Here is a 20157-nt window from a genome sequence, read left to right as displayed (position 1 = left end):
CTAGGCCGCCAGGTCCCGCTCCTCGTTCTGCTCGGCCGGGTCCTGCGACTCCGGGAACTCCACGGCCGACGGCACCGACTTCGGCGCCCACACGAGGCGCGCCACCCAGCCCGACGAGCGGCCGATCGCCCGCGTCAGCGGCGTCAGGAGCGCGGCGGCCAGCGGCGACAGGAGCAGCGCCACGGCCGTGCCGAGCGCGAACCCGCCGACGACGTCCGTCGGGTAGTGCACGCCCATGAAGACCCGGCAGAAGCCCTCCAGGACCGCGAGCCCTATGGCGGCGAGCCCCAGCTTGCGGTGGGCGATGAAGAGGGCCGCCCCGATGGCCATCGCCAGCGTCGCGTGGTCGCTGACGAACGAGAAGTCGGTCTTGCCCTTGACCAGGACCTCGAGCCCGTCGTGGTCCATGAAGGGCCGCGGCCGCTCCACGAAGGAGCGGATCGGCACATTGACGAGGACGGCGACGCCGGCCGCGAGCGGCGCCCACACGACGGCGGCCACGGAGGACGCCGCGTCGTCGAGCGAGCCGCGCTTGCGCGCGCCCCACCAGCACCACAGCACGACGAGCACCAGCGCCAGCAGGATCCCGTACTCGCCGACGAACTCCATGGTCCTGTCGAACCAGCGCGGGGCGTCGTCAGCGAGCCCGTTGATGTCGTAGAGCAGCGAGACGTCGGGGTTGGACCCGGATGTCGCGGGCGCTTCCAGTGCCACGAGTCCAGCCATAGTTCAGCGGCCCCTTCGTCTTCAGCCACCCCCGTGGTTGTTTTCGATTCAGGTAGAGGAACGCACGGTCCCACCGTCCACGTTCCACAATCCACCGAACGATCACCCAGACGTTATCGAAGAGAGATACAAACCCGCAGCTCAGGGCCATGGAATAACAGAGAGTTCCAGCCAACCCGCGGCGCGTTCGGCCGGACTCAGACCTCCGGGGACTTCGTCGGCAGCGCCTTCGCGCCGTCCTCGGTGACCCGGGTCGCCCCGAAGTAGTCGGCGGTGTCGATCGGGTCGAAGCGGATGACGGCTCCGGTCCGCGGCGCGTCGATCATGTACCCGCCGCCCACGTAAATGCCCACGTGGTGGATGGCCCGGCTGTTGCTGAGGTCGTGCGAGAAGAACACGAGGTCCCCCGGCAGCAGCTCGTCCCGCTTCGGATGCGGCCCCGCGTTGTACTGGTCGTTGGCCACGCGCGGCAGCTCGATGCCCACCGTCTCGTACGCCGCCTTGGTCAGACCGGAGCAATCAAATCGGCCATCTTGCTCCGGCGTACCGTTGCCGCCCCACAGATAAGGGGTGCCGAGCTTCTTCTGCGCGAAGTAGATCGCGCCCGCCGCCTGCTGCGAGGGCTGCACCCGGCCGACCGGCTTGGCGAAGGACTTCTCCAGGGTCGTGATGACCTTCACGTAGTTCTGCGTCTCGCGGTACGGCGGCACTCCCCCGTACTTGATGACGGCGTACGCCCCCGCGTTGTAGGCGGCGAGCATGTTCTTCGTCGGATCGCCCGGCGCGTCCTTCACGTACGAGGCGAGCTTGCAGTCGTACGAGGCGGCCGAGGGGATCGCGTCGTTCGGGTCCCAGATGTCCTTGTCCCCGTCACCGTCCCCGTCCACCCCGTGCGCCGCCCACGTCCCGCTGATGAACTGCGCGATGCCGTACGCCTTCGCCGGCGACGAGGCCTTCGGGTTGAAGCCGCTCTCCTGGTAGAGCTGTGCGGCGAGCAGCGCCGGATTGATGGCGGGGCAGAGATTGCCCCACTTCTGCACGAGCGGCTGGTACGCGGCCGGCACGGCGCCCTTGGCGAGCCCCACGGCCCCCTGCCCGACCCCGCTGCTCAGGCTCCCGGCCGCCATGTACGTGCCGACGACGAGCAGCGCCACGAAGGCGGTGCCCCCGGCGACGGCCGAACCCGCGAGCATCCATGCCTTACGCACCGTCAACCGCCCTTCGCCACGGGGAAGTCCGGGCACGACCACTGGCCGGACACACGAGCGCCCAGTTTACGGGCGCCCCCGCCGCCCCGTCGGCGACTGCGCCGAACTATCCGCGACGGAGCGTCATTGCCCGGCGTGACCAGGCATGATACACAGAGTGACCATACGTTCCTGCGCATCCGGAACCGCCTCTCGGGGCGGCTCCTCAGGCATGGGAGCGTAGGAACTCGGCCAAGGAATGGCGCCAAGCGTGCAGGCATCGGAGCCAATCTGGGCAAGAATGGGTCTGACCTCTGCGCTGCGGCAGGGGCGACAGAACTACCCACATGGGGCGGTGAGTTACACATGCTGCTGGCAGCCGAAAAGGGCGACATCTCGACCATCATCGGCGGGATCGCCCCGGACTGGGGCCCGTTCGGGAGCCTGGGCAACGAGGCACGCGTGATGATCGAGGTCGTGATGGCGGTCGCCATCCTGTTGTGCCTCGGGATCGCGATCTGGGGCGCCGCCAAGCAACGGATCGGGGCGACGGCCCTGCGCGACACCTTCAGCGCCGAACAAGGCAAGGGCCTCATCATCGCGGGCCTGACCGGAGTGTTCATCATCGGCTCACTAGGCACGCTCTTCACCATCGTGTACGGCATGGCTGTCTAGCTCCCGGCTGAGGTTGCGTCTCCCTGATGTCGAGTCACCACACCGCGCCCGCGCGGGAACCAGCACGGCTACCGTCATATGCGGTGGTTCGGCGAAAGGTTGAGGGGGCGTGCGCGCAATGAGTCCGGACGGTCCGCAGGACGACGAGCTCTACGGGGGCACCGGGCAGACCCGGACGCGGCTCCCCGAGGGGCCCGACGTCTACGGGGGCGCCCGCAGACCGGGACGTTCGCCGTCCCGGTCGCTCGTGACCGTGGTCGGCGTGGTGGTGCTGCTCATCGCGGCGATCGCGTTCGCGAACCGCGGGGGCGATGCCTCCGGCGGGAGCGGGAGCGGCGGCGCGAAACCGGAGGCGGCCCCCACGGCTCCCTCCGGGACGAAGCCGGTCTCCTCGGGCTTCGCCCACGACGAACAGGGCGCGCAGTCCGCGGCGGCGAATTATGCGGTGCGGCTGGGTGGGGCGGACATGTTCAACGCCGACCGGCGGCACGACATCGTGGACGAGCTCTACACGTCCGCGGCGGCCGCCAGGCTCAAGGCGCCGATGGACGACGCCTACTCCACGGAGTTCCTGGGCAAGCTGGGCCTCGACGCGGACGGGAACGCGCCCAAGGGCAGCACCTTCGTCTCCCGGACCGTGCCGGTCGGCACCAAGACGGTCCAGTACAAGGACGACTCCGCCAAGGTGTCGGTCTGGTACATGGGGCTGCTCGGCATCTCCGGCACGCACTCGACCAACCCGGTCGCCACGTCGTGGCAGACCTGGACGTTCCAGCTGCAGTGGACCGACGGCGACTGGAAGATCTCCTCGGACTCGCAGAAGAACGGACCGACCCCCGTCCCGGGTGACGACCGTGCCTCCAACTCCGACGACATCAGCAAGGCCATCGAGGAGTACGGAGGGTTCTCGTATGCCCGGTAGCCCGCGCCGTGCGCTCAAGCTCACCGGTCTCGTCGCCGCCGTCCAGACCACGGTCGTCCTCGCGGCCGGCCGTGCCTTCGCGGCCCCCGAGCCGACCAGCAACCCCTGCGACCTGATCGTCGGGCGCGCCAAGGACATCTGCGAACGCGGCGACGACAAGGCCGGCACCACAGGCGGAACCGGGGGCGGCGGCGACGTCACCAACCCGCTCGACCCCCTCTCCAGTCTCGCCAAGGGGTGTGCCGAGGCTGCCTCCTGGACCGTGGATCAGCTCAGTGACGCCGTGCAGAAGACGGCCAACGTCGACTTCACGAACCCGAAGTTCCTCCAGCAGTACGCCGTGGTGTTCGCCGCGTCGACGATCCTCACGCTGCTGCTGTGGCTGCTCGCCGTCGCCAAGCGCGCCGTCCGCGGCGTACCGCTGATGACCGCGATCTCGGAGGCCGTCGGCTTCCTGTGGCTGACCGTCCTCGCGTCCGCGTTCACGCCGCTGATCCTCTACACCGTGGTGTCGGCCGCCGACGGCGTCAGCGACGTGCTGGCGAAAGCGACGGGGAATCAGACCGACACGTTCTTCGGGACGTTCTCCGAGGCCCTGAAGAAGGGCGACGGCATCGGCGGCGGCCCGATCATGCTGATCGTCGTCTCGCTCGTGTCGATCGTCGCCGCGGGCGTGCTCTACCTGGAGCTGTATCTGCGCGCCGTCCTGCTGTACGTCGGCGCGCTGCTCGGCGTCGTCGTCTACGCCGGGCTCGTGGACAAGAACCTGTGGGGCCACGTCCGCCGCTGGGCCGGGATCATGGTCGCGGTCATCCTCGTGAAGCCGGTCATCGTCATAGTGCTGGGCCTCGCCGGCGCCCTGTCGAGCAGCGACAAGGGCCCGGACTCGCTCGCCGCCGTGGTCTCCGGCCTCGCCATCGTCCTGCTCGCCATCTTCGCGAGCGGCATGATCTACCGCTTCGTGCCCGGCTTCGGCGACGAGATGGCCAACGTACGGAAGAACCGGCTGATGCAGGGCGCGGAGGGCAAGGCCGCCGCCGTCATCTCCTCGCCCGCCGCGCTCGTCTCGCAGGGCATCAAGACCCACAGCAGCCGCCAGGACAGCGGTGGTTCGGCGGGCGGCGGGGCCTCCCAGGCCCGGCCCGCCAACCCCGCGTCCGGCGGTGTGGCCGCGCACAGCACGCGCTCGGCCGCGTCAGGGGGAGGCGGCGGAACTGTCCCCTCCGCCGCACCCCCGCCTCGTACGAGCCCCACGAAGACCCCGCACGCGAGCAACGATCGCGGGAGCAACAGCGGTAACACCGGCAAGAACGGCAACTGGCAAGGAGGTGCAGGGCGTTGACGACCCAGTCCCACGTGTCCCCTCCGGTCACGCCCCGCCGTACATATCTGATCGGCCGGGCCCGGCCGAACGCGATCGTCGGCAAGAACCGCGAGTCCGGCGAGATCGCGATGATCGTCGTCGGCGCGTTCCTCGGCATGATGTGCGGACTGCTCGTCCCCGTGCTCTCGCTGCGCATCGTGCTCCTTACGGGCTTCCCGATGCTCGCGCTGGCCGCGGTCTACGTCCCGTACAAGGGCCGCACCTTCTACAAATGGTTTGAGATCAACCGCAGCTACAAGCGTCAGCTCAAGCGCGGCACCACCTACCGCTCCTCCACCATGGAGGCCGGCACCCGGCTCGACGGGCGCGAGGTCGAGATCGGCCCGCCGCCCGGCATCGGCCGGCTGACGTGGCTCGCCGCGCCGTTCGGGCCCGACGAGATCGCGGTCCTGCTGCACGCCGACCGGCGCACCGTCACCGCCGCCATCGAGATCGAGGGCCCCGGTGTCGGCCTGCGGGACTCGGAGGACCAGGAAGCGCTGGTCGACCGGTTCGGCACGCTCCTCAAGCACGTGGCGAACGGCGACGGGTTCGTGACCCGGCTCCAGATGCTCGCCCGCACCCTGCCCGCCGACCCAGACGCGCACGCCAAGGACGTCGCGGTGCGCGGCGACGACCGCTCGCTCGGCTGGCTGCAGAAGTCGTACGACCAGCTCCAGTCGATGGTGTCGACGAGCAGCGAGCAGCACCGCGCGTACCTCGTGGCCTGCATGCACTACACCCGCGACCTGGCCGCGGAGGCCAACGCGATGGCCCGCGCCACCCGCCCCAAGGGCGGCAAGAAGGTCGACAGGGACGCCGGTCTCGCGGTCGTCATGGCGCGCGAACTGACCGACATCTGCTCCCGCCTGCAGGAGGCGGACATCCGGGTGCGGCAGCCGCTCGGCCAGGGCCGGCTCGCCTCCCTCATCCACTCCATGTACGACCCGGACCACCCCATCGACCACATCCAGGCGATGTCGAAGCGGAACGCCTGGCCGGCCGAGCTCGACGCCATGGAGCCGACGTTCCTCCAGGCGAAGACCCGCGAGTCGGCGACCCGCGCGCCCTGGTGCCACGCCACGGCCTGGGTGAAGGAGTGGCCGATGACGCCGGTCGGCGTGAACTTCCTGGCGCCGCTCCTCGTCCACACCCCCGACGTGATCAGGACCGTCGCCGTCACGATGGACCTCGAACCCACCGAGGTCGCCATCGAGCGGATGCTGACGGAGAAGACGAACGACGAGGCGGAGGCGTCGCGCGCCGCCAAGATGAACCGGACCGTCGACCCCCGCGACATCGCCGCCCACGGCCGCCTCGACCAGCGCGGCGAGGACCTGGCGAGCGGCGCGGCGGGCGTGAACCTCGTCGGCTACATCACGGTCTCCTCCCGCAATCCGGACGCGCTCGCCCGCGACAAGCGCACGATCCGCGCCTCGGCGGGCAAGTCGTACCTGAAGCTGGAGTGGTGCGACCGCGAGCACCACCGGGCGTTCGTGAACACCCTGCCGTTCGCCACCGGCATCCGCCGATGACCCCGACCGTCCCGACGACTCCGATGATCCCGATGTTCCTGATGTCCGCCGACACGGCCGGAAGGTAGGCGCTGCACTATGCGGGATCCGCTGTCCGCTCTCACCGATGCCTTCACCGCGTTCCTGTTCGGGAAGGTGGAGACGACCCGGCTTCCGGTGCGTACGTCGACGGGGCAGGCGCAGGCCGTCTACCTCCCGACGGCCGCGCCCGGCCTCGGCGACTCCGGCGTGATCATCGGCCGCGAGGTCTACTCCGGCAAGGGCTACATCTACGACCCGTTCCAGCTCTACGGCCAGCAGCTCCCGGCCCCCCACTGGCTGGTGCTCGGCGAGTCCGGGAACGGCAAGTCCGCGCTCGAGAAGACGTACGTGCTGCGGCAGTTGCGGTTCAAGGACCGCCAGGTCGTCGTCCTCGACGCGCAGGGCGAGGACGGCGTCGGCGAGTGGAACCTCATCGCCGAGGAGCTGGGCATAACTCCCATCCGCCTCGACCCGACGGCCGCCCTCGACATGGGCATCAGGCTGAACCCGCTGGACCCGGCGATCACCTCGACCGGCCAGCTGGCGCTGCTGCGCACCATCATCGAGGTGGCGCTCGGGCACGGCCTCGACGAGCGCTCCGGCTTCGCGCTGAAGGTCGCGCACGCCTACGTCAACGAGACCATCGTCGAGCGGCAGCCGGTGCTCACCGACATCGTCGAGCAGCTCCGCCACCCGGAGCCGGAGTCGGCGGAGGCCATGAACGTGGCCCTGGAGGACGTCCGCGCCTGGGGCCTCGACGTGGCGCTCGTCCTCGACCGGCTCGTCGACGGCGACCTGCGCGGCATGTTCGACGGCCCGACGACGGTCGGCATCGACCTGGACGCCCCGCTGATCGTCTTCGACCTCTCCCACATCGACCGGAACTCGATCGCGATGCCGATCCTGATGGCGATCGTCGGCGTGTGGCTGGAGCACACCTGGATCCGCCCCGACCGGAAGAAGCGCATCTTCCTGGTCGAGGAGGCCTGGCACATCATCAACAGCCCCTTCGTGGCCCAGCTGTTCCAGCGCCTGCTGAAGTTCGGCCGGCGGCTCGGCCTGTCCTTCGTGGCGGTCGTGCACCACCTGTCGGACGTGGTCGACGGCGCGGCGGCGAAGGAGGCGGCGGCCATCCTCAAGATGGCCTCCACGAGAACGATCTACGCCCAGAAGGCCGACGAGGCGAGAGCCACGGGCCGGGTGCTCGGTCTGCCCCGCTGGGCGGTCGAGATCATCCCCACGCTCTCGCCGGGCATCGCCGTCTGGGACGTCAACGGCAACGTACAGGTGGTCAAGCACCTCGTCACCGAGACCGAACGGCCGCTGGTCTTCACGGACCGCGCCATGACGGAGTCCTCGGCGGAGCCGTTCGTGGACGACGCGCTGCACGCGGCGGAGCTGGAGGCCGAGGAGCGGGCGGCGGCGTTCGTCGAGCAGCGCCTCGGCGGGTCCGAGTCCACGGTGGCGTGAACGGTGGCATGACGGAGATGCGGGACGAGCGGGGGCGCCGGATGGAGCGGGGTTACCGGGAGCAGGGGCAGGAGCGCGGTCGGGGGGTACCGGACGGGCTGCTCGTCGGGGTCCTGGCGTTCCTGCTCGGCATGACGATCCTGGTGTGGACGGCGACGGGCCTCGCGGGGCTCTTCGCGAAGGGCGCGTGGCCGACCGGCGTGACGTTCGGTCATACGCCGCTGGCCCTGCGCTCCTTGATCACCCGCCCGCACGACATCCCCGGCGCCTGGCCGAACACCCCCGCCGCCGAACTCTCGGGCTACGGCCTCGTCTGGGGCCTGGTCATCGGCCAGCTGATGGTCCTGGTGGTCCTCACGGTCTTCGTGGCGGGAACGGTCGCCCGGTGGCGGGCGGTCAGGAAGCGGCGCGTCGAACCGGAGGTGTCGGCAGATCAAGCCCCTCCGCCTGTCGAGCACGAAGTGCCGGTATTTCAAGCCCCGCCGGCGATGGAGGCGCGGGGTCCGGGGCAGAGCACCGAGGCCGCGACCCCGGTGCCCGCAACGGAACCGGTACCCGCAACCACACCCGTTCCCGCGCAACGCGGCCCCGTCCACCTCGGCCCCCCGGCCGACCGCCACCCCGTCGCCATAGAGGCGATCCAGGACGCCGAGGGCCCGGTCCTCGTGATCACGTCGTCCCCCGACGTGTGGGAGGAGACCAAGGACGCCCGCGCCAAGCTCGGCCCCGTCCTCCTCTACGACCCCACGCACCGCTGCGACACCCCCGCCCGCATGCACTGGAACCCGGCCGCCGGCTGCACCGACAAGGACGTCGCCGCCCAACGCGCCCAGGCCCTCCTCGCCCCGATACGGCCCACGGCGAAACTGGACTCGGCCCTCGCCGAGACCGCCGACACCCTGCTGCGCAGCTACCTGCACGCCGCCGCCGTCGACGGAAAACCGTTCCGCCACGTCCACCGCTGGGCCCAGGGCAGCCAGGTCCAGGACGCCGTACGCATCCTCCGTACGAACCCGAAGGCGGCCTCCGGCACCGGCGGCGAGCTGGAGGCGGCGCTCACCTCACACCCGGAGCGCCGCGACATGGCGCAGGAGCTGACGGCGCGCGCCCTGTCCGCCCTGTTCTCGGTGCACATCCGGGAGGCCTGCACGCCGAACCGAACGGATGCGCTCACCCTGGATTCCTTCGTGAACGAAGGGGGCACGCTGTATGTGGTGGGTGAACCCATCGAGGACCCGAAGGGGCAGCCCGGCGCGATGCCCCTGCTCACGGCCCTCGCCTCGAGCGTGGTCGAGCACGGCCGCCGCGTGGCCGAACGGTCACCTGCCGGCCGGCTCGACCCACCAATGACGTTCGTCCTCGACGACGTCGCGGCGGTCGCTCCGCTTCCCCAGCTGCCGGAGCTGCTGTCCACCGGAGCGGACCGGGGCCTGGTCACCCTGGCCCTGCTCCGGTCCAGGGAACAGGGCCGCACCCGCTGGCCCGACGCCGAACTGCCGCTGCCCTGACGCCTCCGCGCCCTACCGCCCGTACAGCTTCAGGAACACCGAGAGACCGCCGGCCACCCGCGCGTCGACCTCGTCGGCCGCCATCGGCACGACGCCGAAGAACGTGTCCACGGTGACGGACCCCGGGATCAGCAGCAGGAAGTGGCGCGCGGCCTCGGCGGAGTTGTCGGCGTCGACCGCGAGGAGCCCCCGCTCGCCGAGGCCGAGCAACGCCGTGCGCACGGCGTCGGCGGTCGCCCGCGGCCCGATCCGCTGCCACTCCTCGATGACGTCGGCGGGCAGATGCGCCCCCTCCGAGATGATGTGCCGTACGAGGAGCATGTGGGGCTCGTGGTCGCCGCGCCGCCCCATCCACTCGCGGGCGAGCGCGAGCAGGTCCTTCTCGACGTCGGTGACCTTGCCCAAGTGGCGCTCGATCAGCGCGATGTGCGCGTCCGTCACCTGCCGCGCGCTGTCCATCAGCACCTCGCGGAAGAGGTTCTCCTTGCCGCCGAAGTGGTTGTAGAGCGTGCGGGTGGAGACGCCCGCCTCGGCGGCGATCTCGTCGATGCCCGCGCGCGCGTACCCCTCGCGCCCGAACACCGTCCGCGCGCCGCGCAACAGCGCCTGCCGCTTCTCGACGGTGCCCTTGCGTTCCCGCCGCACCTCTTGCTGCTGCCGTTGCTGCTGCGCCATGCCCGCTCTCCTCCGCTCACGTACAGCCTAGGCACGAAGACCTAGGTACAACGACGGTTGCACTTCTTACAACCACCGTTGTACTTTACCGGCATGGCAACCGAACCCCAGGCTTCGGCGGCCCGCGAAGTCGGCGGCAGCCGCTCCACGTTCACCCTTCTCGTCGTCCTCCTCGGCATGCTCACGCTGCCGATGGCCATGTCCGGCACCACGGTCGCGCTCCCCCGCATCGGCGCCGATCTCGACGCCTCCGGCGCCGCGCTCCAGTGGGTGGTCGTCGGCTACTTCCTGGCCGCGTCCTCGTTCATGCTGGTCGCGGGCTCGCTCGGCGACCTCTACGGCCGCCGCCGGATCCTCACGGCGGGCGCCGCGCTCTACACGGCCGGCACGCTCGCCTCGGCCCTCGCGCAGAACATCCTGCTTCTCGACGCGGCCCGGATCCTGTCCGGCATCGGCGCGGCGGGCGTGATGGCCAGCGGCAGCTCCCTGCTCGCGGCGACGTTCACGGGCCCCGCCCGCACCCGCGTCTTCGCCTCGCTCGGTACGACCGCGGGCCTAGGCCTCGCCTTCGGCCCGACCTTCTCCGGCTGGCTGGTCGACGCGGTCGGCTGGCGCGCCACCTTCCTGTCGTACGTCGCCGTGGGCGCGGTCATCCTCGCCGGCACCCGGCTGATGGCGGAGTCCCGGGCGGACACCCGGCCGAGCGTCGACAAGACGGGCGCGGCGACGTTCATCGGCGGCCTGGCCCTCGCCCTCTACGCGATCACCCAGGGCTCGAAGTCCGGCTGGACGTCCCCCGGCACCCTGCTCCCGGCGGCCCTGTCGATCGCCCTCCTCCACACCTTCGTACGCACCGAACGCCGCCTCGTCCGCACCGGTTCCGGCCGACCGATCCTCGACCTGCGCCTCGCCCGCAACCCGGCGTTCTTCGGCTGGGCGGTCGGCTCCTTCGGCCTCGGCTCAGGCACGACCGGCGTCCTGACCTTCCTGCCGACCTACCTCCAGGGCGCGGGCGGCACGTCGGCCCGCGCCGCCGGGCTCACGCTCCTCCTGATGACGGTGCCGGTCCTGGCCCTGCCCCCGCTCGGCGCCCGCCTCGTCAACCGGGGCGTGCCCGCCCGCCACCTCCTCGTCCTCTCGCTGCTCCTGCTGGCCGCGGGCAACGCGTGGCTGACGACGCTCCACCCCGGCATCGACGTCCTGGGCCTCGCGGGCCCGCTGCTCACGATCGGCACGGGCCAGGGCCTCTCCATCGGCCTCGTCGACGCGCAGGCCATGTCGATGGTCGCCCCGTCCGAGGTCGGCATGGCCTCCGGCTTCCTGAACACGGTGCGGGGCGGCACGGGCGCGGTGATCCTCACCCTCTTCGGGGCGCTGCTCCTCGCGGCCCTCGAACCCCGCGTCGCCTCCTCGACGGTGGCGGCCCACGTCACGGCTGGCCTGGGCGGCCACGCCCCGCAGTTCACGGAGGCGTGGCGGGTGACGCTCTGGTCGGTGACGGCCCTGCTGACAGCCCTGGCCGCCCTGACGTACGCGCTCCTCACGGCTGTGGGCAGGCGGTCACAGCCCCCTGCGCAGCGCACCGAAACGGCAACACCCATCAAGACGACCTGACCCCCATCAATCCCACCCACGGAGGACCACACCATGACCACGACCCCGCTCCGCATCGCCGTCATCGTCGGCTCGACCCGCGACGGCCGCCTCGCCCCCACGGTGAGCACCTGGTTCATGACCCAGGCCACGCGCCACGCCCCCGACTCCCACTTCGACGTCATCGACCTCACGGACCTGGACCTCCCGGAGACCCACCCCGCGTGGGGCCACGAACCGACCACGGCGCAGGCCGAGTTGTCGTCCCGCGTGGACGCGGCGGACGCCTACGTGGTGATCACCCCCGAGTACAACCACAGCTTCCCCGCCCACCTGAAGCACTTCATCGACCTGCACCGCGACGAGTGGAAGGCCAAGCCGGTCGGCTTCGTGTCGTACGGCGGCGTGGGCGGCGGCCTGCGCGCAGTGGAACAACTCCGCCTCGTCTTCGCGGAACTCCACTGCGCCACAATCCGCGACGGCGTGAGCTTCCACCAGGCACACGGCGGCCTCTTCGTCGAGGACGGCCCCGCCCACGACGAGGAGGGCGCGGCCGGCGCGACGAAGGTGATGCTCGACCAACTCACATGGTGGGCCCACGCCCTGCGCACGGCCCGCGCCGAACGCCCCTACTCCTGAGGCGGCTTGAGCTCCATCTCGCGCTCCACCTTGGAGGGGTCGCCCGGTTTCGGGGCGGCCCCTCCCGTGTGCGCGAAGCCGAACTTCCGGTAGAAGCTCTCGGCCCGTCGGTTGTCCTCGTGGACGTACAACCGCACCCGGGTCACACCGTCCAGGCCGAAGGCCCACTCCACTGCCGCCGAGAACATCGCCCGAGCGACCCCGGTCCCCCGCGCCTCGGGCCGTACGAACACGGCCACGAGCTGCGCCTGCCGCCGCTCCACGACCGCTCCGGTGAAGTCCTCGGCACCGGCCTCCTCCACGAGCACCACGACACCGCCGTCCCAACGGCCGCTCGGTACGGCCTCCGCCACGAACTGCCTGGCCGTCGTCCCACGCACGGAGCGCTCGGTCCGCGCCTGCCAGAACGCGTCGGGCCGCGCCGCCACGTCCTCGTAGGTCTCCTGGAACGCGAGGGGCGCCGCCGGGTCCCGCAGCGCGGCGAGCCGCAACTCCTTCACAGCCCGCCACTCGTCGCCCCGGACGGCCCTGATCACGTAGTCCATGCACCCGCACCCTAGGTGCCCGTAGTACCCGGGTACTAGCGCGTTTCCACAGGTCGGTCCCCCGGCCCGACGCCCCCGCACCCCCGCCCACGGCACCGTAGCCGCATGACCATCCGAGCTCACGGACTCACCAAGACCTACGGCGGAGCCAGGACGCGGAAGACCGTCGTCGACGACCTCAGCTTCGTCGTCGAACCCGGCACCGTCACCGGCTTCCTCGGCCCCAACGGCGCGGGCAAGTCCACCACCATGCGCATGCTGCTGGGGCTGGACACCCCCACCTCCGGCCGCGCCACGATCGGCGGCCGCGCCTACGCCACCCACCCCGCGCCCCTCACCGAGGTCGGCGCCCTCCTGGAGGCGAAGGCCGTGCACCCGGGCCGAACGGCCTTCCACCACCTCACGGCGCTCGCCCTCACCCACGGCATCCCCCGCTCCCGCGTCGACCACGTCCTCGACCTCGCCGGCCTCACGGACGTGGCGGGCAAACGCGTCAAGGGCTTCTCCCTCGGCATGGGCCAACGCCTCGGCATCGCCGCCGCCCTCCTCGGCGACCCGGCCACGATCATCCTCGACGAGCCGGTCAACGGCCTCGACCCCGAGGGCGTCCTCTGGATCCGCACCCTCCTCAAGTCCCTCGCCCAGCAGGGCCGCACGGTCCTGGTGTCCTCGCACCTGATGAGCGAGATGGCCCTGACCGCCGACCACCTCGTCGTCATCGGCCGCGGCCGTCTCCTCGCGGACACCACGGTCGCCGACCTCGTACGGGAATCGGGCGCGGCCTACGTCCACGTGACGACGCCGGAGGCGCCCCGCCTGCGCGCCCTCCTGACCGCCCCCGACGTCGACGTCACGGCCGGGGAGACCCCCGACACCCTCCACGTACGCGGCCTGGACGCCCCCGCCATCGGCCGCATCGCCGCGGCCGAGGCCCTCCCCCTCTTCGAACTCACCCCGCGCACCGCGTCCCTCGAGCAGGCCTTCATGGACCTCACCCACGACGCCGTCGAGTACAAGGCAGAGGCAGGAGCCGCAGCATGACCACGACCACCGCAATTCCCACCGCATCCCCCGGCCTGACCCCCGCCCGCGTCCTGCACGCCGAATGGCACAAGCTCCGCACCCTGCGCAGCACCTGGTGGACGCTCGGCCTCTCGATCGCCCTGGTCGTCGGCGTGGGCCTGATGATGGGCTCGACCTACGACGGCGACGACGCGAACATCGACACGGTCGTGTTCACCCTCTTCGGCACCCAGCTCTCCCAGATCTGCGTCGCCGTCCTCGGCATCCTGATCACGGCGAGCGAGTACTCGACGGGCCTGGTCCGCGCCACGATGACGGCGGTGCCACGCCGCCTCCCGGTCCTCTGGGCCAAGGCCGCCGTCTTCACCGCGTCCGCCTTCACGGTCACCTTCGCCACGAACGTCGTCACGTTCCTGCTCGCCCAGATCTGGCTTTCGGACACCGACAAGGCCCTCACCCTCACGGACTCCGGCGTCCTCGGCGCCCTCGCGGGGAACGCCGCGGGCATCACCCTGCTCAGCCTCATCGCCCTCGGCCTCGGCGCCCTGTGCCGCTCCGTGCCGGCCGCGATCGGCGCCTTCGTCGGCACCGTGATGATCCTCCCCGAGGTGCTCCAGATGATCGACAACGACACCGTGCGGAGCGCCGTCGCGTACTTCCCCTCCAAGTCGGCGGAGTCCCTCGGCTCGATCATCCCGGTCGCCGACCACAACTCGGCGGCCACCGGCCTCGTCTCCCTGATCGTGTGGGCCGCCCTGGTCCTCGCCGCCGCCGGTCTGCTTCTCAAGCGCCGCGACGTATGACCAGGATGACCACGTGACGCCACCCCAGCCCCGTACGAGCCGGTTCCTGCACCGCGGCACCCAGCGGGTGCGTGCCTATGACAGGCGCCACCCGCTGGTCTGGGACGCCCTGGTGACGGCGGTCTTCGTGACGGCCGCCCTCACCGACGGCGCCGGCGGTTGGCGCACCACGGCCGCCGACCCGCGGGTCGCGGAGGGCCTGGTCCTGGTCCTGAGCCTCGGCCTGTCCTTCCCCTTGCTGTGGCGCCGCGGCCACCCGCTCCCCGCCCTCGCGGTCATGACGGCGACGGCGCTGGTCAGCAACTGGACGGGCGCCTGGCTCCAGATCGCCTTCGCCCAGTTCGTCGTGGTGTTCAACATCGCGCTGCGCCGGTCCCTGCGGACGCTCGGCGGGGCGGCGGCCCTGACCGTACTGCCGATGTTCGTGAGCTTCTTCCGGTTCCCGCACGGCAGTTGGGACCAGCTCATCGTGCCGCAGTTGTGGTCCCTCGCCCTCGCCGTCCTCGCGGGCATCGCGGTCCGCTCCCGCCAGGACTACACCGGCGCCCTCGTCGAACGCGCCCGCAGGCTCGAGGTCGAACGCGACCAGCAGGCCCGCCTCGCCGCGGCCGCCGAACGCGCCCGCATCGCCCGCGAGATGCACGACATCATCGGCCACAACCTCTCCGTCATCACGGGCCTCGCGGACGGCGGCGCCTACGCCGCGCGCAAGAACCCCGACCGCGCGGCCCAGGCCCTCACCGCCATCGCCACCACCAGCCGCCAGGCCCTCACGGAACTCCGCCGCCTCCTGGACGTGCTGGGCGAGGACACCGCCACCGCGGACCTCGCCCCGGCCCCCGCCCTCGCCGACCTCGACTCCCTGATCGACGGCGTACGTGCGGCGGGACTCCCGGTCCGTACGACGGTGGAGGGCGAACCGGTACCGCTGCCGCCGGGCCTCGAACTCACCGTGTACCGCGTGATCCAGGAGGCCCTCACCAACACCCTGAAGCACGGCGGCCCTTCGGCGACCTCCGAGGTGCTGATCGCGTACGCGGCCGACGGCGTGGCCGCCACGATCACGGACACCGGCACCGGCTCCCCGGCTCCTCCCGACCCGACCGGCCGCGGCCTCGCCGGCATGCGCGAGCGAACCGCCCTCTACCGAGGCACACTTGAGGCCGGCCCACGACCGGCCGGCGGCTGGCGGGTACGCCTCCGCATCCCGATCCCGGAAGGGCCCACCACCCCGTGACGAGCGTCCTGATCATCGACGACCAGCCGATGCAGCGCTTCGGCTTCCGCATGCTCCTGGAGAGCCAGGACGACCTACGGGTCGCGGGCGAGGCCGGTACCGGCACGGACGCCGTCCGTCTGACCGCCGAACTCGCCCCCGACGTCGCCCTCATGGACATCCGCATGCCCGGCATGGACGGCATCGAGGCGACCCGCCGCATCATCGCCGCGGGCGACCGCACCAAGGTCCTCATCCTCACGACGTTCGACCTCGACGAGTACGCGTACGCGGGTCTACGCGCAGGAGCCTCCGGTTTCCTGGTCAAGGACGCCCAGCCGGAGGAGCTCCTCGCCGGCATCAGGGCCGTGGCCTCGGGAGACGCGGTGGTCGCCCCGAGCCTCACCCGCCGCCTCCTCGACACGTACGCCGACCGGCTCCCGGCCCCCGGCGAATCCACGGACCCGGCCCACGACCCCCGCCTCGCCCAACTCACCGAACGCGAACGGGAGATCCTCACGGTCATCGGCCAGGGCTGGACCAACACGGAGATCGCGGAACGCCTCCACCTCGCGGAGTCGACCGTGAAGACCCACGTGGGCCGCATCCTGGCGAAGACGGGGGTACGGGACCGGGTGCAGGCGGTGATCCTGGCGTACGACACGCGTCTGGTGAAACCGTCGTAGAAACGCAGCCAGAACGCAGAAAACCCCCGTGCCGAATGGCACGGGGGTTTTCTTCAATATGAGTTCGGCGGCGTCCTACTCTCCCACAGGGTCCCCCCTGCAGTACCATCGGCGCTGTGAGGCTTAGCTTCCGGGTTCGGAATGTAACCGGGCGTTTCCCTCACGCTATGACCACCGAAACACTATGAAACTGACAACCGGAGCCGCAGCCTTTGACGGCTTCGACGGTTGTTCGTGGTTTCAGAACCAACACAGTGGACGCGAGCAACTGAGGACAAGCCCTCGGCCTATTAGTACCGGTCACCTCCACACCTCACGGTGCTTCCAGATCCGGCCTATCAACCCAGTCGTCTACTGGGAGCCTTAACCCCTCAAAGGGGGTGGGAATATTCATCTCGAAGCAGGCTTCCCGCTTAGATGCTTTCAGCGGTTATCCCTCCCGAACGTAGCCAACCAGCCATGCCCTTGGCAGAACAACTGGCACACCAGAGGTTCGTCCGTCCCGGTCCTCTCGTACTAGGGACAGCCCTTCTCAATATTCCTACGCGCACAGAGGATAGGGACCGAACTGTCTCACGACGTTCTAAACCCAGCTCGCGTACCGCTTTAATGGGCGAACAGCCCAACCCTTGGGACCGACTCCAGCCCCAGGATGCGACGAGCCGACATCGAGGTGCCAAACCATCCCGTCGATATGGACTCTTGGGGAAGATCAGCCTGTTATCCCCGGGGTACCTTTTATCCGTTGAGCGACGGCGCTTCCACAAGCCACCGCCGGATCACTAGTCCCGACTTTCGTCCCTGCTCGACCCGTCGGTCTCACAGTCAAGCTCCCTTGTGCACTTACACTCAACACCTGATTACCAACCAGGCTGAGGGAACCTTTGGGCGCCTCCGTTACCCTTTGGGAGGCAACCGCCCCAGTTAAACTACCCATCAGACACTGTCCCTGATCCGGATCACGGACCCAGGTTAGACATCCAGCACGACCAGAGTGGTATTTCAACGACGACTCCCCCGATACTGGCGTACCGGGTTCAAAGTCTCCCACCTATCCTACACAAGCCGAACCGAACACCAATATCAAACTGTAGTAAAGGTCCCGGGGTCTTTCCGTCCTTCTGCGCGAAACGAGCATCTTTACTCGTAGTGCAATTTCACCGGGCCTATGGTTGAGACAGTCGAGAAGTCGTTACGCCATTCGTGCAGGTCGGAACTTACCCGACAAGGAATTTCGCTACCTTAGGATGGTTATAGTTACCACCGCCGTTTACTGGCGCTTAAGTTCTCAGCTTCGCCACACCGAAATGTGACTAACCGGTCCCCTTAACGTTCCAGCACCGGGCAGGCGTCAGTCCGTATACATCGCCTTACGGCTTCGCACGGACCTGTGTTTTTAGTAAACAGTCGCTTCTCGCTGGTCTCTGCGGCCACCCCCAGCTCACACTGCAAGAGTGATCACCAGAAGTGGCCCCCCTTCTCCCGAAGTTACGGGGGCATTTTGCCGAGTTCCTTAACCATAGTTCACCCGAACGCCTCGGTATTCTCTACCTGACCACCTGAGTCGGTTTAGGGTACGGGCCGCCATGAAACTCGCTAGAGGCTTTTCTCGACAGCATAGGATCATCCACTTCACCACAATCGGCTCGGCATCAGGTCTCACCCTCAATGTCATCCGGATTTACCTAGATGACGGGCTACACCCTTACCCCGGGACAACCACCGCCCGGGCTGGACTACCTTCCTGCGTCACCCCATCACTCACCTACTACCAACTTGGGTCAGCGGCTCCACCACTTTCCTTTCCCCGAAGGGTCCGGAACGGCTTCACGGCCTTAGCATCACTGGATTCGATGTCTTTCGCGTCACAGCGGGTACCGGAATATCAACCGGTTATCCATCGACTACGCCTGTCGGCCTCGCCTTAGGTCCCGACTTACCCTGGGCAGATCAGCTTGACCCAGGAACCCTTAGTCAATCGGCGCACACGTTTCTCACGTGTGAATCGCTACTCATGCCTGCATTCTCACTCGTGAACCGTCCACAACTACCTTCCGGCGCTGCTTCACCCGGCACACGACGCTCCCCTACCCATCACAGCCGCCGTTGGGCGTAATGCTGCAATGACACGACTTCGGCGGTACGCTTGAGCCCCGCTACATTGTCGGCGCGGAATCACTTGACCAGTGAGCTATTACGCACTCTTTCAAGGGTGGCTGCTTCTAAGCCAACCTCCTGGTTGTCTCTGCGACTCCACATCCTTTCCCACTTAGCGTACGCTTAGGGGCCTTAGTCGATGCTCTGGGCTGTTTCCCTCTCGACCATGGAGCTTATCCCCCACAGTCTCACTGCCGCGCTCTCACTTACCGGCATTCGGAGTTTGGCTAAGGTCAGTAACCCGGTAGGGCCCATCGCCTATCCAGTGCTCTACCTCCGGCAAGAAACACACGACGCTGCACCTAAATGCATTTCGGGGAGAACCAGCTATCACGGAGTTTGATTGGCCTTTCACCCCTAACCACAGGTCATCCCCCAGGTTTTCAACCCTGGTGGGTTCGGTCCTCCACGAAGTCTTACCTCCGCTTCAACCTGCCCATGGCTAGATCACTCCGCTTCGGGTCTTGAGCGCGCTACTACATCGCCCTATTCGGACTCGCTTTCGCTACGGCTTCCCCACACGGGTTAACCTCGCAACACACCGCAAACTCGCAGGCTCATTCTTCAAAAGGCACGCAGTCACGAGAACCAAGCAAGCTTGGTTCCGACGCTCCCACGGCTTGTAGGCACACGGTTTCAGGTACTATTTCACTCCGCTCCCGCGGTACTTTTCACCATTCCCTCACGGTACTATCCGCTATCGGTCACCAGGGAATATTTAGGCTTAACGGGTGGTCCCGCCAGATTCACACAGGATTTCTCGGGCCCCGTGCTACTTGGGTGTCTCTCAAACGAGCCGCTAACGTTTCAGCTACGGGGGTCTTACCCTCTACGCCGGACCTTTCGCATGTCCTTCGCCTACATCAACGGTTTCTCACTCGTCCCATCGCCGGCAGACGATGGAAGAGAGATCCCACAACCCCGCACACGCAACCCCTGCCGGGTCTCACACGTATACGGTTTGGCCTCATCCAGTTTCGCTCGCCACTACTCCCGGAATCACGGTTGTTTTCTCTTCCTGCGGGTACTGAGATGTTTCACTTCCCCGCGTTCCCTCCACACTGCCTATATATTCAGCAGCGGGTGACAGCCCATGACGACTGCCGGGTTTCCCCATTCGGAAACCCCCGGATCAAAGCCTGGTTGACGACTCCCCGGGGACTATCGTGGCCTCCCACGTCCTTCATCGGTTCCTGGTGCCAAGGCATCCACCGTGCGCCCTTAAAAACTTGGCCACAGATGCTCGCGTCCACTGTGCAGTTCTCAAACAACGACCAACCACCCATCACCCCAAGCCATACGGCTCGAGTGCACTGGGGCCGGCATTGAGGTCGGGAACAAGTCCGTACCCTCAGACACCCAACAACGTGCCCAACACGCCCAGTTGACGATCTGCGTTCCACGCCGAAGCAG

The 20157-nt window shown here is 68.6% G+C and carries 16 protein-coding genes and 2 rRNA genes; 12 read left to right on the top strand and 6 right to left on the bottom strand.

Annotated elements, in window-relative coordinates; all coding sequences use genetic code 11:
- Together ACTWJ8_RS21205 and ACTWJ8_RS21200 are read right to left on the bottom strand one after the other, a co-directional pair.
- Complete coding sequence (locus ACTWJ8_RS21205; protein WP_356389923.1) at positions 1-726, bottom strand: phosphatase PAP2 family protein; 726 nt, start codon at positions 724-726, stop codon at positions 1-3.
- 197 nt (positions 727-923) lie between these two features.
- Entirely contained in the window at positions 924-1940 is a 1017-nt protein-coding gene (locus ACTWJ8_RS21200; protein ID WP_356389921.1) for a C40 family peptidase, read from the bottom strand.
- A gap of 339 nt (positions 1941-2279) precedes the next feature.
- On the opposite strand from ACTWJ8_RS21200, the gene ACTWJ8_RS21195 reads away from it, so the two are divergent.
- The 6 genes from ACTWJ8_RS21195 to ACTWJ8_RS21170 all read left to right on the top strand — a co-directional run bounded on the left by ACTWJ8_RS21195 (position 2280) and on the right by ACTWJ8_RS21170 (position 9407).
- Positions 2280-2588, top strand: coding sequence for a hypothetical protein (locus ACTWJ8_RS21195; protein WP_327662290.1), 309 nt, complete (start codon positions 2280-2282; stop codon positions 2586-2588).
- A gap of 118 nt (positions 2589-2706) precedes the next feature.
- Complete coding sequence (locus ACTWJ8_RS21190; protein ID WP_443264955.1) at positions 2707-3510, top strand: hypothetical protein; 804 nt, start codon at positions 2707-2709, stop codon at positions 3508-3510.
- Positions 3500-4852, top strand: coding sequence for a hypothetical protein (locus tag ACTWJ8_RS21185; protein ID WP_443260017.1), 1353 nt, complete (start codon positions 3500-3502; stop codon positions 4850-4852). The genes ACTWJ8_RS21190 and ACTWJ8_RS21185 overlap by 11 nt, the downstream gene beginning before the upstream one ends.
- A complete protein-coding gene (locus ACTWJ8_RS21180; RefSeq protein ID WP_356389917.1) occupies positions 4849-6408 on the top strand; it encodes an SCO6880 family protein in 1560 nt (519 codons plus the stop codon). Before ACTWJ8_RS21185 ends, ACTWJ8_RS21180 begins: the two co-directional genes overlap by 4 nt.
- A gap of 78 nt (positions 6409-6486) precedes the next feature.
- Positions 6487-7899: an ATP-binding protein gene (locus tag ACTWJ8_RS21175; RefSeq protein WP_356389915.1), complete on the top strand. Its 1413-nt coding sequence runs from the start codon at positions 6487-6489 to the stop codon at positions 7897-7899.
- 17 nt (positions 7900-7916) lie between these two features.
- Positions 7917-9407: a TraM recognition domain-containing protein gene (locus tag ACTWJ8_RS21170; protein WP_443264954.1), complete on the top strand. Its 1491-nt coding sequence runs from the start codon at positions 7917-7919 to the stop codon at positions 9405-9407.
- A 12-nt stretch (positions 9408-9419) separates the two neighbouring features.
- On the opposite strand, the gene ACTWJ8_RS21165 is transcribed toward ACTWJ8_RS21170, so the two are convergent.
- A complete protein-coding gene (locus ACTWJ8_RS21165; RefSeq protein ID WP_356389913.1) occupies positions 9420-10082 on the bottom strand; it encodes a TetR/AcrR family transcriptional regulator in 663 nt (220 codons plus the stop codon).
- A gap of 93 nt (positions 10083-10175) precedes the next feature.
- Between ACTWJ8_RS21165 and ACTWJ8_RS21160 the strand changes: the two genes are divergently transcribed.
- Positions 10176-11696 carry an MFS transporter gene (locus tag ACTWJ8_RS21160; RefSeq protein WP_356389911.1) on the top strand — a complete coding sequence of 507 codons (1521 nt, stop codon included), beginning with the start codon at positions 10176-10178 and terminating at the stop codon, positions 11694-11696.
- A 33-nt stretch (positions 11697-11729) separates the two neighbouring features.
- Positions 11730-12314, top strand: a complete 585-nt coding sequence (locus ACTWJ8_RS21155) for an NADPH-dependent FMN reductase (protein ID WP_443260016.1) — start codon at positions 11730-11732, stop codon at positions 12312-12314.
- Here ACTWJ8_RS21155 and ACTWJ8_RS21150 read toward each other — a convergent pair.
- The gene (locus ACTWJ8_RS21150; RefSeq protein ID WP_443260015.1) at positions 12305-12859 is read right to left on the bottom strand and encodes a GNAT family N-acetyltransferase; all 555 of its coding nucleotides are present in this window, start codon (positions 12857-12859) and stop codon (positions 12305-12307) included. The genes ACTWJ8_RS21155 and ACTWJ8_RS21150 overlap by 10 nt on opposite strands.
- A 105-nt stretch (positions 12860-12964) precedes the next feature.
- On the opposite strand from ACTWJ8_RS21150, the gene ACTWJ8_RS21145 reads away from it, so the two are divergent.
- The 4 genes from ACTWJ8_RS21145 to ACTWJ8_RS21130 are packed head-to-tail and all read left to right on the top strand — an operon-like array spanning position 12965 to position 16587.
- On the top strand, positions 12965-13900 hold the full coding sequence (locus tag ACTWJ8_RS21145) for an ABC transporter ATP-binding protein (protein ID WP_356389905.1): 936 nt from the start codon (positions 12965-12967) through the stop codon (positions 13898-13900).
- Positions 13897-14685, top strand: coding sequence for an ABC transporter permease (locus ACTWJ8_RS21140; protein WP_443260014.1), 789 nt, complete (start codon positions 13897-13899; stop codon positions 14683-14685). The genes ACTWJ8_RS21145 and ACTWJ8_RS21140 overlap by 4 nt, the downstream gene beginning before the upstream one ends.
- 13 nt (positions 14686-14698) lie before the next feature.
- Complete coding sequence (locus ACTWJ8_RS21135) at positions 14699-15922, top strand: sensor histidine kinase (protein ID WP_443260013.1); 1224 nt, start codon at positions 14699-14701, stop codon at positions 15920-15922.
- Positions 15919-16587 (top strand): response regulator, encoded by a 669-nt coding sequence (locus ACTWJ8_RS21130; protein ID WP_443260012.1) that lies wholly within the window; start codon positions 15919-15921, stop codon positions 16585-16587. Before ACTWJ8_RS21135 ends, ACTWJ8_RS21130 begins: the two co-directional genes overlap by 4 nt.
- 62 nt (positions 16588-16649) lie before the next feature.
- On the opposite strand, the gene rrf is transcribed toward ACTWJ8_RS21130, so the two are convergent.
- Positions 16650-16766, bottom strand: a 5S ribosomal RNA gene (gene rrf, locus ACTWJ8_RS21125).
- 91 nt (positions 16767-16857) lie between these two features.
- Positions 16858-19979, bottom strand: a 23S ribosomal RNA gene (locus ACTWJ8_RS21120).
- Positions 19980-20157: the final 178 nt, after the last annotated feature.

Source organism: Streptomyces sp. SDT5-1 (genome assembly GCF_052245995.1).
GTDB lineage: Bacteria > Actinomycetota > Actinomycetes > Streptomycetales > Streptomycetaceae > Streptomyces.
Note: the sequence above shows the minus strand (reverse complement) of the source record. Positions and strands in the feature narration are given on the sequence as shown.

Excerpts from the sequence above, each read along its gene's own strand:
- ACTWJ8_RS21205 (WP_356389923.1), bottom strand. The coding sequence starts at position 726 with ATGGCTGGACTCGTGGCACTGGAAGCGCCCGCGACATCCGGGTCCAAC.
- ACTWJ8_RS21195 (WP_327662290.1), top strand. The coding sequence starts at position 2,280 with ATGCTGCTGGCAGCCGAAAAGGGCGACATCTCGACCATCATCGGCGGG.
- ACTWJ8_RS21190 (WP_443264955.1), top strand. The coding sequence starts at position 2,707 with ATGAGTCCGGACGGTCCGCAGGACGACGAGCTCTACGGGGGCACCGGG.
- ACTWJ8_RS21185 (WP_443260017.1), top strand. The coding sequence starts at position 3,500 with ATGCCCGGTAGCCCGCGCCGTGCGCTCAAGCTCACCGGTCTCGTCGCC.
- ACTWJ8_RS21175 (WP_356389915.1), top strand. The coding sequence starts at position 6,487 with ATGCGGGATCCGCTGTCCGCTCTCACCGATGCCTTCACCGCGTTCCTG.
- ACTWJ8_RS21170 (WP_443264954.1), top strand. The coding sequence starts at position 7,917 with ATGCGGGACGAGCGGGGGCGCCGGATGGAGCGGGGTTACCGGGAGCAG.
- ACTWJ8_RS21165 (WP_356389913.1), bottom strand. The coding sequence starts at position 10,082 with ATGGCGCAGCAGCAACGGCAGCAGCAAGAGGTGCGGCGGGAACGCAAG.
- ACTWJ8_RS21160 (WP_356389911.1), top strand. The coding sequence starts at position 10,176 with ATGGCAACCGAACCCCAGGCTTCGGCGGCCCGCGAAGTCGGCGGCAGC.
- ACTWJ8_RS21155 (WP_443260016.1), top strand. The coding sequence starts at position 11,730 with ATGACCACGACCCCGCTCCGCATCGCCGTCATCGTCGGCTCGACCCGC.
- ACTWJ8_RS21150 (WP_443260015.1), bottom strand. The coding sequence starts at position 12,859 with ATGGACTACGTGATCAGGGCCGTCCGGGGCGACGAGTGGCGGGCTGTG.
- ACTWJ8_RS21145 (WP_356389905.1), top strand. The coding sequence starts at position 12,965 with ATGACCATCCGAGCTCACGGACTCACCAAGACCTACGGCGGAGCCAGG.
- ACTWJ8_RS21140 (WP_443260014.1), top strand. The coding sequence starts at position 13,897 with ATGACCACGACCACCGCAATTCCCACCGCATCCCCCGGCCTGACCCCC.